The sequence below is a fragment of the Frigidibacter sp. genome (assembly GCF_030695035.1).
Classification (GTDB): Bacteria; Pseudomonadota; Alphaproteobacteria; order Rhodobacterales; family Rhodobacteraceae; genus Frigidibacter.
In genome coordinates, this window is record NZ_JAUYTT010000002.1 from 173,670 (window position 1) to 183,644 (window position 9,975).

Genomic DNA, 9,975 nt, shown 5'->3' on the forward strand with positions numbered 1-9,975 from the left:
CCGACAGCAAGCGAGGCGATGATGGCCAAGGACAAAGCCCCCCGCAGACCGCGCGCGGAATCCCCCAAGGGCTTCCGCGACTATTTCGGCGCCGAGGTGACCGAACGCAAGGCGATGCTCGATGCCATCGCCGAGGTCTATCACCGCTATGGCTTTGATCCGCTTGAAACTTCCGCGGTAGAGACGGTCGAGGCGCTCGGCAAGTTCCTCCCCGATGTCGACCGCCCGAATGAGGGCGTCTTCGCCTGGCAAGAGGATGCGGAAGGCGACAAGCCCGGCGACTGGCTCGCCCTGCGCTATGACCTCACGGCTCCGCTCGCCCGCGTCGCCGCCCAATACCGCAACGACATCCCCAGCCCCTACCGCCGCTACGCGATGGGCCCGGTCTGGCGCAACGAAAAGCCGGGGCCCGGGCGTTTTCGTCAATTCTATCAATGCGATGCGGACACCGTCGGCTCCGGCAGCGTCGCCGCCGACGCCGAAATCTGCGCCATGCTCGCCGACACGCTCGAAGCCGTCGGCATCCCCCGTGGCGACTACATCGTCCGCGTCAACAACCGCAAGGTGCTGAACGGGGTGATGGAGGTGGCGGGCGTCCTCGATCCCACTGATCCCGAACGCTTTTTCGCCGAACGCGGCATCGTCCTGCGCGCCATCGACAAGCTGGACCGCCTCGGGCAGGACGGCGTCCGCGCCCTCCTCGGCGAGGGCCGCAAGGACGAGTCCGGCGACTTCACCAAAGGCGCCGGCCTCAGCCCCGATCAGGTCGAAGTGGTCATGGGCTTCATGGCCGCCAAGCGCGAGACCGGCGCCGCCACCGTCGCCCGCCTGCACGAGCTTGCGGGCGGCTCCGCCATCGGGCTTGAAGGCGTGCAAGAGCTTGAAATGATTTCCGAACTTCTGGCCGCGCAGGGCTATGGCCCGGACCGGGTAGAGATCGACCCCTCCGTCGTCCGCGGCCTCGGCTACTACACCGGCCCGGTGTTCGAGGCGGAACTGACCTTCGAAATCCTCGACGAAAAGGGCCGCAAACGCCAGTTCGGCTCCGTCGCGGGGGGGGGTCGCTATGACGATCTGGTCAAGCGCTTCACCGGCCAGTCGGTCCCCGCCACCGGCGTCTCCATCGGGGTGGACCGCCTGCTCGCCGCCCTGCGCGAAAAGGGCCGCGCCGGTGCCGCCAGCGCCGGTCCGGTCGTCGTCACGGTCATGGACCGCGAGCGCATGGCCGATTACCTCGCCATGGCCGGTGACCTGCGCCGCGCCGGGATCCGGGCCGAGGTCTATCTCGGCAACCCCAAGAACTTCGGCAACCAGTTGAAATACGCCGACAAACGCGGCTCTCCCGTCGCGGTGATCCAGGGCGGGGACGAGGCGGAGCGCGGCACGGTGGTGCTGAAAGACCTGATCCTCGGCGCCCGCATCGCCGAGGGCGCGAGCCTTGAGGAATGGAAGGCCCGCCCTGCACAACGCGAGGTTCCCCGCGCCGATCTGGTCGCCGAGGTGCTGGCGATGCTGGAGCAGGGCTGATGTCTGTCCCCGGCAAAGCCGAGGCCCGCGCCACCGGCCAGCGCCTGCTGGCCGCCTTTCGCGACGCCGGTGCCGCCGAGGTCGAGGCCGACATCCTGCAACCCGCCGAGGTGCTGCTGGACCTCTACGGCGAAGATATCCGCGCCCGCGCCTTCGTGACGCAAGACCCCCTGCGCGGCGAGATGATGCTGCGCCCCGACTTCACCGTGCCGGTGGTGCAGATGCATATGGCGAACGGCGCCGACCCGGCCCGCTATTGCTATTTCGGCGAGGTGTTCCGCAAGCAGGACCATCGCGGCCCGCGCGCCCCCGAATATTTCCAGGTCGGCTATGAGGTCTTCGCCCGTGACGACGCACCCGCTGCGGATGCCGAGGTTTTCGCGCTGTTCGCGGGCCTGCTGGCTCCCTTGAGCCTGCGCGCCGCGGTAGGCGATATCGGCATCCTGATGGCCGCCGTAGGCGGGCTCAACACTCTCTCTAGCCGCAAGGCCGCCCTCCTGCGCCATCTGTGGCGTCCGAAGCGCTTCCACGCGCTGCTCGACCGCTTCGGCGGCAAGGCCCCGGTCCCCGCCGCCCGCGCCGCCCTGCTGGCCCGGATCGCCGCAGGCACCGCAGACAGCGACGCGCCCCTGATCGGCCTGCGCTCCCCCGTCGAGATCACCGCCCGCCTTGCGGCCCTCGCCGAAGACGCCGCCGCCCCGCCGATTGCTGCGGATGAGGTGGCGCTCCTGAACGCCCTCTTCGACCTCGCCGCCCCGGCCCCCGAAGCCCTTGCCCGCCTGCAGGATCTGGCGCCCGAGATGCCGGCGATTGCCCCCGCCGTCGCCGGCCTCGCCCGTCGGCTCGACGCCATGGCCGCGCGCGGTGTCGATGTGGCCGCGCTGATCTTCGAGGCGAGCCACGGCCGTAGCACGATGGAATATTACGACGGCTTCGTCTTCAGCTTCCGAGCAGCCGACCCGGCCCTGCCCCCGGTCGCCTCTGGCGGGCGCTATGACGCGCTGACCCGGGTGCTGGGGCGGAACGGCGGCCGCTCCATCCCGGCAGTGGGCGGCGTGATCCGGCCGGGGCTGGTTGCCAGTCTGGAGGCGCAGCAATGCTGAAACTCGGGGTGCCCTCCAAGGGCCGGCTGATGGAACAGACCTTCGACTGGTTCGGCGCCCGCGGCCTGACCCTGGCCCGCACCGGGTCCGACCGGGAGTATGCCGGCGCGGTCGAGGGCTGCGAAGGGGTGGAACTGGTGCTGCTCTCGGCGGGCGAGATCCCGCGCGAGCTGGCAGCGGGGCGCATCCACCTCGGCGTCACCGGCTCCGACCTCGTGCGCGACCGGCTGGCCGACTGGCCCGATCAGGTGGCCGAACTCGCCGCGCTCGGCTTTGGCCATGCCGACCTGATCCTTGCGGTGCCGGCCTGCTGGGTGGATGTCGAAACGCTGGACGATCTCGACGCCACCGCCGCCGCCTTCCGCCGCGCGCATGGCTTCCGCCTGCGCATCGCCACCAAATATCACCGGCTGGTGCGGGAGTTCCTGCAAGATCAGGGCGTTGCCGATTATCAGCTGGTCGACAGCCAGGGCGCGACCGAGGGCACCGTCAAGAACCTGACCGCCGAGGCCATTGCCGACATCACCTCCAGCGGCGAGACCTTGCGCGCCAATCACCTCAAGATCCTGACCGGCGGCCTGATCCACGAAAGCCAGGCCATGCTCTTCGCCGCCCGCGGCGCCGACTGGACCAACGGCGCCAGCGAGGTGCTGGACCGCCTGCTGCCGACCCTCGGCCTGACCCGCCCGCAGGGGCTCTGACCCCCCCGCCTTTGCTTTTTTCCAAATATCCTGCAGGGGGTCCGGGGGACGCAAAGTCCCCCGGCGCCGGCCACAGGCTCAGCGCAGCCCGATCTCCGCCAGCGCCTGCAGCAGCTCGCGCGGCAGGGGCTCCTCGCGCCCCCGGCCCTTGGGCAGGTCGCGCGGGCTGTCAGCGGCTGGCATGTAGCGCCAGCCCTGGAACGGGCGCTTGGGCATCGGTTCGGTGCGGATCACCTCGGGGTCCATGACGATGGCGCAGCGGGCGATGCCATCGGCGCCAGTCCGCGGCTCCAGCGCCACGATCCGCTGCCGGGCCAGCACCGCGCCCTTGAACACCCAGTAGAGCGAGCCGCCCGCCAGAATCTCCTCGGCGCGCTTGGGCCACATCCGTGTGACATGCACAGGATTGCCCTCCGCGAAGCGGGCCTTTTGCCACTCCAGCAGGTCTTCCACCGCATCGGCGCCCACGCAGAGCTTCACGAGATTTATGTGATCGGTCACCAGGCACCCCCAAGACCGGGTATATAGGCGCGCAGCTAGCGTCGGCAATGGGTGGACTGGCCGCGCCCGGGAGGGTATCGTGGAAGCCCGCGGATGCGGCTGTTCCGGCAGCCCGCGCCGGCAGGATTCCCGACCAAAAACGCGCAAGGACATTCGATGACCCGCTTCGCCGCCCCCATCGCCGAGCAGATCTGGGATATGAAATATCGGCTTAAAGAGGCGGATGGCACCCCGGTCGATCAGTCTGTCGAGGACACCTGGCGGCGAATCGCCCGCTCGCTGGCTGCCGTCGAGGCCGAGCCTGCGATCTGGGAAGAGCGGTTCTACTCCGCGCTGGAAGATTTCAAATACCTGCCGGCGGGCCGGATCATCGCCGGCGCCGGCACCGCCCGCAGCGTGACGCTGTTCAACTGCTTCGTCATGGGCACGATCCCCGACAGCATGGGCGGCATCTTCGACATGCTGAAAGAGGCCGCGCTGACCATGCAGCAGGGCGGCGGCATCGGCTATGATTTCTCCACCATCCGCCCGCGCGGCGCCGAGGTGCGCGGCGTCGCCGCCGATGCCTCTGGCCCGCTATCCTTCATGGATGTCTGGGATGCGATGTGCCGCACCATCATGTCGGCCGGCAGCCGCCGCGGCGCGATGATGGCGACGATGCGTTGCGACCACCCGGATGTGGAGCATTTCATCGAGGCCAAACAGGATTCGGCCCGCCTGCGCATGTTCAACCTGTCAGTGCTGATCACCGATCCGTTCATGGAGGCGGTGAAGGCCGACGGCTCCTGGGATCTGCAGTTCGACGGCCGGGTCTACCACACCGTGCAGGCGCGCGACCTGTGGAACAAGATCATGCAGGCGACCTATGATTTCGCCGAGCCGGGAGTGATCTTCATCGACCGGATCAACCGGATGAACAACCTCGGCTATGCCGAGACCATTGCCGCCACCAACCCCTGCGGCGAGCAGCCGCTGCCGCCCTATGGCGCCTGTCTTCTGGGTTCGATCAACATGGCCCGGCTGGTCAAGAACCCGTTCGAGGCGGATGCCGATCTCGACCCCGAGGCGCTCGATGATCTGGTGCGCCTGTCGATCCGGATGATGGACAATGTGGTCGATGCCAGCCGCTTCCCGCTGCCGCAACAGGCCGAGGAGGCGCGCGCCAAGCGTCGGATCGGCCTTGGCGTCACCGGCCTTGCCGATGCGCTGCTGATGACCGGGCTGCGCTATGGCTCCGAAGAGGCCGCGGCGCAGACCGAGGCCTGGATGAAGCGGATCGCGCGGGCCTCCTACCTGGCTTCGGTCGATCTGGCGAAAGAGAAGGGTGCCTTCCCGCTGTTCGATGCCGAGAAATACCTCGCCAGCGGCAATATGATGCAGATGGACGAGGATGTGCGCGAGGCGATCCGTACCCACGGCATCCGCAACGCGCTGCTGACCTCGATTGCCCCCACCGGTACCATCAGCCTCTATGCCGGCAACGTGTCCTCGGGGATCGAGCCGGTCTTTGCCTATGCCTATCGCCGCAAGGTCCTGCAGAAGGATGGCAGCCGCACCGAAGAGGAAGTGGTCGATTATGCCGTAAAGCTGTGGCGCGACAAGTTCGGCGATGCGGCGCTGCCGGAGTATTTCGTCAACGCCCAGACCCTGCCGCCGCTGGACCATGTGCGCATGCAGGCCGCCGCGCAGAAATGGATCGACAGCTCCATCTCCAAGACCATCAACTGCCCGGAAGACATCGACTTCGAGGCGTTCAAGGACGTCTACATGGCGGCCTGGGATCAGGGCTGCAAGGGCTGCACCACCTACCGCCCGAACGCGGTGACGGGGTCGGTGCTGTCGGTGTCGGAAAGCACCGAGACGGCGCCCGAAGTCGATCAGGGCGCCGAGGTGGTCTACCTGACCGAACCGCTGGACCGGCCGCAATCGCTGGAAGGTGCCACCTACAAGCTGAAATGGCCCGACAGCGAGCACGCGATCTACATCACCATCAACGACATCGTGCAGGGCACCCGCCGGCGGCCGTTCGAGGTGTTCATCAACTCCAAGAACATGGAGCATTTCGCCTGGACCGTGGCGCTGACGCGGATGATCTCGGCCGTGTTCCGGCGCGGCGGCGATGTCAGCTTCGTGGTCGAAGAGCTGAAGGCGGTGTTCGATCCGCGCGGCGGCGCCTGGATGCAGGGGCGCTATGTGCCCTCGATCCTGGCAGCCATCGGCGGGGTGATCGAGCGGCACATGATCGCCACCGGCTTCCTGGCGGGCGAGGGGATGGGGCTGAAAACCGATCCGCAGGCCGAACGCATGGTGGTCTCGGCCGGCGAGGCCCCCCGCGGCAAGGCCTGCCCGTCCTGCGGCAGCTTCGGGCTGCGGATGGTCGAGGGCTGCATGACCTGCGGCGATTGCGGCTACTCGAAATGCAGCTGAGGCGACTTCGGGCGGCTCACCCCCGCCCGTAGAAATCCGACTGGGGGTCCGACAGCACCATCGCGCGCAGCCGGTCCCACAGGTGCTGGCGCAGCTGCGCGAACTCGGGCGCGTGGCGCGGGTCCGCCTGCCAGCGCGGGCGCGGGAAGCCCACCGGCAGGATCTGGTCGATCCGCCCCGGCCGCGGTGACATCAGCACGATGCGGTCGGCCAGCATCAGCGCCTCATCGACGCTGTGGGTCACGAACACGATGCCGGGCGCCGGCCCCTCGGCCCCCGCGATCAGCCGCATGGTTTCCATCTGCATCAGCTCGCGCGATTGGGCGTCCAGCGCGGCGAAGGGCTCATCCATCAGCAGCAGCCGCGGCTGGCAGGCCAGCGCCCGCGCCAGCGCCACCCGCTGCCGCATCCCGCCCGACAGTGCCGCCGGGTAGGCGCCCGCGAATTTCGCCAACCCCACCAGATCCAGATACCCCGCCACCCGCGCCTCCCGCTCCGCCAGGGGCAGGGCGTGCAGCGCAAAGCCGATATTCTGCGCCACCGTCTTCCACGGCAGCAGCCGATAGCCCTGAAACACGATGGCGCTGTCCTGCCCGGGAACCGGAGCGTGCCCGGCCACCCGAACCGTGCCGCACTCCGGCCGCAGCAGCCCCGCGATGATCCGCAAAAGCGTGGTCTTGCCGCAGCCCGAGGGCCCCAGCACGACCACGACCTCGCCGGGCGCGACCGTCAGGTCCACCCCTTGCAGCACCGGCGCCGGGCTGCCGTCAAAGCTCCATGACACGCCGGCCAAGCTGACCAGCGTGCCGTCTGTTCCTGTCATCGTGTCAGCGCATCCGATCCGTCCGTGGTGCCGATCCGCGCCAGCACCGCCTCGACCGGGCCGAACTCGGTCCAGGCCTCCAGCGGCGCGGGCGTCACGCCCTTGAAGTCCTCGCTCGCGTAGAGCCAGGCGGCCGAAACCTCCAGCTCCTTGCGCTGCAAGCCGCCATTCACGCTCCACGATCCGGCAAAGGCAGCGCCCAGCTTTTGCAGGTCGGCCTCGGCCACGTCGGGCCGGGCCTTCTGCATCGCTGCCACCCACAGCTGCGGATCGGCGGCAAAGTCCCGTGCGGCGAGGGTCAGCGCCTCGATCACGGCCTCCACCTCTGGCCCACGGCTGGCCAAAGTCTCGGAGGTGACGGCGTTCACCTTCGACACCACCGGAGCTGCGCGGTAATAGGCATCCACATCCACCAGCACCTGCGCGGACCCGGCAGCCTGCGCCTCCAGCGCGGTGAACACGCCGATCGACATGGTCGTGGCGTCGATCTGATCCGCCAGCAACGCCTGCGCCCGCACGCTTGGCTGGCCAAGCGCCACGATCTGCAGCGATGCGGTATCCACTCCTGCACTCTCCAGCACCTGCATGCTCAGCGTGTGATCGAGGCTGCCGATGCGGCCGACGCCAAAGCGCTTGCCCTCAAGATCACCGGCGCTGGCGATGCCGCCCTGCGCGGCGATCAGGAAGGGCAGCGACTTGTTGGGCGACATCACCGCGCGCAGATCATCCGCGCCCTGCGCGACGGATTGCAGCATCGACTCCACGGCGACATTCGCCATCTCGCCCTCGCCTGCGCGCAGCGCCGCCATCGCCATCGGCGTCTGCTGCACGCGCACCAGCTCCACCTCGACGCCGGCGCGTTCGAAATACCCCTCTTGCAGGGCCAGATCCATCACCGAGTTCGGCACTAGCGGCGCCTCCATATCGGTGACGATCAGCCGGAACGGCTCTGCCGCCACTGGCCCGGCCAGCGCCGCGGCACAGACTGCCAGCGCCATCAATTTAGTGGGTCTCATGGTCTTCTCCTCCCGATGCATTGCCCCCGGCGTCTCCCCCCGCCGGGCCAGTCTTCAAACCGTCTCAGCCGCGCGCCAGCGGGTCAGCCGCCGCTCGGCCAGCCGCAGCCCCTCGGTCACCGTCACCCCGATCAGCGACAGGGTCAGCACGACGACGAAATATTCCGCCATCTGGAACCGGCTGCCATAGAGCGCGAGCAGCCCGCCAAGCCCGGTGACGGCGGTGTAAAGCTCGGCCACCACCGTGTTGATCAGCCCGATGGTCGCCCCCAGCCGGATCCCGGTCAGCAGGAACGGCAGCGTTCCCGGCAGCACGATATGCCAGAAGATCCGCCCTTGCGAGGCGCCGGTGGCCCGTGCCATCTCCACCAGATCCCGGTCGGTGTTCAGCACGCCGGTATAGGTGTTCAGGATCACCGGCATCACTGCGCCCAGAAAGATGATCAGCGTCTTCGCCTCGAACCCCAGCCCCAGCAGGGTGATGATCAGCGGGATGAAGGCCACCCGCGGCGTCGCCGCCAGCGCATAGACAAAGATGTCGAGCGTGCGCCCGAAGGGCCGCCACAGCCCCATCGCCGCGCCAAGCGCGATCCCGGCGGCGGCGGCCAGCAGCGTGCCGGTCGCATAGATCTTCAGGCTGGCAGACAGAGCGGCCCCCAGCCGGTCCTCGGCCAGCATCCGCCCCGCCGCTTCCATCGTCTCGAGCGGCGAGGCGAACAGCCCGCGCGGCACCTGCACCGAGGCGATCCACCACAGCAGCACCAACCCCGCCAGAAAGCCAAGGCGCAGCAGGGCGATCATTCGCCCGCCCTCAGGCAGTCGGACATGGGGCAACAGGGCATGGGGCAGCGAAAGCGGGCATCCGCTGCGTCACGATCCGGGCCGGGGCGCGTGAGGAAACTCATGCTTCGTTGTCCGCCATGCATGGGGGCAAGACAACCCTCCTTTCGGATGAGGCCGGGTCCAGAAACTCCCCGCCTCCCCCCTTTGGCTGAATCGACGGAAGGGCCGCGGCAGTGACAGAGTTGTGCCGTCAGATGGACGGGGAGGAAGTCATGACCTACGAGAATGTAAAGATCCATCCAGCCGTGGACGGCGGGGTGCATCCCGGCCGCGCGGATTTCGGCGGTGGCACGCTGCATTGCAAATGCGCCACCGACAAGGTCGAGGTGAAGGTCGGCGGGCAGACCGCGCATAACCACGTCTGCGGCTGCACCAAATGCTGGAAGCCCGATGGCGCGGTCTTCAGCCAGGTTGCGGTTGTCGGCCGCGATGCGGTCACCGTCACCCAGAACGCCCACAAGCTGAAGGTGGTCAATGCCGAGGCGGCGATCCAGCGCCATGCCTGCACCGGCTGCGGCACCCATATGTATGGCCGGATCGAGAATACCGGCCATCCGTTCTACGGGCTCGACTTCATCCATACCGAACTCTCGGATGCGGATGGCTGGTCGGAACCGCAATTCGCCGCCTTCGTGTCCTCGGTGATCGAGAGCGGGGTGGATCCGTCGCGCATGGAGGGCATCCGCGGCCGCCTGAAGGAACTGGGGCTGGAACCCTATGACGCGCTGTCGCCGCCGCTGATGGACGCCATCGCCACCCATATCGCCAAGGCCTCGGGCGCGCTGCCGGCCTGACCTTTCCGCGCGAGGGGCCGGGGCGCGACCCCCGGCCCTTTCCGTCCTACCCCTGAATGAATGCCGCCGGCCGGTCCCGCGGTGATGCCCAAGGAGACAAGACATGAGAACGCGCGCCGCGGTTGCCGTTGCAGCGGGACAACCGCTGGAGATCATGGAGGTGAACCTTGAAGGGCCGAAGGCCGGCGAGGTTCTGGTGGAGATCAAGGCGACGGGGATCTGCCACACCGACGAGTTCAC

At 68.2% G+C, this 9,975-nt stretch carries 9 protein-coding genes and 1 pseudogene; 6 read left to right on the forward strand and 4 right to left on the reverse strand.

Features of this window, described 5'->3' with window-relative positions:
- The first annotated feature begins 21 nt into the window (after window positions 1–21).
- Genes hisS through hisG form a run of 3 tightly spaced genes read left to right on the forward strand, consistent with a single transcriptional unit; the run spans window position 22 to window position 3,331 of the window.
- A complete protein-coding gene (gene hisS / locus Q8S30_RS01955) occupies window positions 22–1,527 on the forward strand; it encodes a histidine--tRNA ligase (protein ID WP_305664348.1) in 1,506 nt (501 codons plus the stop codon).
- Window positions 1,527–2,630: an ATP phosphoribosyltransferase regulatory subunit gene (locus Q8S30_RS01960; RefSeq protein WP_305664349.1), complete on the forward strand. Its 1,104-nt coding sequence runs from the start codon at window positions 1,527–1,529 to the stop codon at window positions 2,628–2,630. The genes hisS and Q8S30_RS01960 overlap by 1 nt, the downstream gene beginning before the upstream one ends.
- Complete coding sequence (gene hisG, locus Q8S30_RS01965) at window positions 2,624–3,331, forward strand: ATP phosphoribosyltransferase (RefSeq protein ID WP_305664350.1); 708 nt, start codon at window positions 2,624–2,626, stop codon at window positions 3,329–3,331. The genes Q8S30_RS01960 and hisG overlap by 7 nt, the downstream gene beginning before the upstream one ends.
- A 78-nt stretch (window positions 3,332–3,409) precedes the next feature.
- On the opposite strand, the gene Q8S30_RS01970 is transcribed toward hisG, so the two are convergent.
- Complete coding sequence (locus Q8S30_RS01970) at window positions 3,410–3,832, reverse strand: DUF1489 family protein (protein WP_305664351.1); 423 nt, start codon at window positions 3,830–3,832, stop codon at window positions 3,410–3,412.
- A gap of 156 nt (window positions 3,833–3,988) precedes the next feature.
- Here Q8S30_RS01970 and Q8S30_RS01975 point away from each other — a divergent pair, with 156 nt between their 5' ends.
- Entirely contained in the window at window positions 3,989–6,259 is a 2,271-nt protein-coding gene (locus Q8S30_RS01975; RefSeq protein ID WP_305664352.1) for an adenosylcobalamin-dependent ribonucleoside-diphosphate reductase, read from the forward strand.
- Window positions 6,260–6,275: 16 nt separating this feature from the next.
- Here the strand turns inward: Q8S30_RS01975 and Q8S30_RS01980 are convergent, their stop codons facing one another.
- The 3 genes from Q8S30_RS01980 to Q8S30_RS01990 are packed head-to-tail and all read right to left on the reverse strand — an operon-like array spanning window position 6,276 to window position 8,899.
- The gene (locus tag Q8S30_RS01980; RefSeq protein ID WP_305664353.1) at window positions 6,276–7,082 is read right to left on the reverse strand and encodes an ABC transporter ATP-binding protein; all 807 of its coding nucleotides are present in this window, start codon (window positions 7,080–7,082) and stop codon (window positions 6,276–6,278) included.
- Window positions 7,079–8,098 (reverse strand): ABC transporter substrate-binding protein, encoded by a 1,020-nt coding sequence (locus tag Q8S30_RS01985; RefSeq protein ID WP_305664354.1) that lies wholly within the window; start codon window positions 8,096–8,098, stop codon window positions 7,079–7,081. The genes Q8S30_RS01980 and Q8S30_RS01985 overlap by 4 nt, the downstream gene beginning before the upstream one ends.
- Window positions 8,099–8,152: 54 nt before the next feature.
- On the reverse strand, window positions 8,153–8,899 hold the full coding sequence (locus Q8S30_RS01990; protein ID WP_305664355.1) for an ABC transporter permease: 747 nt from the start codon (window positions 8,897–8,899) through the stop codon (window positions 8,153–8,155).
- A 254-nt stretch (window positions 8,900–9,153) separates the two neighbouring features.
- Between Q8S30_RS01990 and gfa the strand changes: the two genes are divergently transcribed.
- Together gfa and Q8S30_RS02000 are read left to right on the forward strand one after the other, a co-directional pair.
- A complete protein-coding gene (gfa, locus tag Q8S30_RS01995) occupies window positions 9,154–9,735 on the forward strand; it encodes an S-(hydroxymethyl)glutathione synthase (protein ID WP_305664356.1) in 582 nt (193 codons plus the stop codon).
- A 103-nt stretch (window positions 9,736–9,838) separates the two neighbouring features.
- Window positions 9,839–9,975, forward strand: a pseudogene (locus tag Q8S30_RS02000) (S-(hydroxymethyl)glutathione dehydrogenase); the annotation flags it as partial.

Bases quoted from the DNA above. Each gene is read 5' to 3' on its own strand.
- hisS (WP_305664348.1), top strand. From the start codon at position 22: ATGGCCAAGGACAAAGCCCCCCGCAGACCGCGCGCGGAATCCCCCAAG.
- Q8S30_RS01960 (WP_305664349.1), top strand. From the start codon at position 1,527: ATGTCTGTCCCCGGCAAAGCCGAGGCCCGCGCCACCGGCCAGCGCCTG.
- hisG (WP_305664350.1), top strand. From the start codon at position 2,624: ATGCTGAAACTCGGGGTGCCCTCCAAGGGCCGGCTGATGGAACAGACC.
- Q8S30_RS01975 (WP_305664352.1), top strand. From the start codon at position 3,989: ATGACCCGCTTCGCCGCCCCCATCGCCGAGCAGATCTGGGATATGAAA.
- Q8S30_RS01980 (WP_305664353.1), bottom strand. From the start codon at position 7,082: ATGACAGGAACAGACGGCACGCTGGTCAGCTTGGCCGGCGTGTCATGG.
- Q8S30_RS01985 (WP_305664354.1), bottom strand. From the start codon at position 8,098: ATGAGACCCACTAAATTGATGGCGCTGGCAGTCTGTGCCGCGGCGCTG.
- Q8S30_RS01990 (WP_305664355.1), bottom strand. From the start codon at position 8,899: ATGATCGCCCTGCTGCGCCTTGGCTTTCTGGCGGGGTTGGTGCTGCTG.
- gfa (WP_305664356.1), top strand. From the start codon at position 9,154: ATGACCTACGAGAATGTAAAGATCCATCCAGCCGTGGACGGCGGGGTG.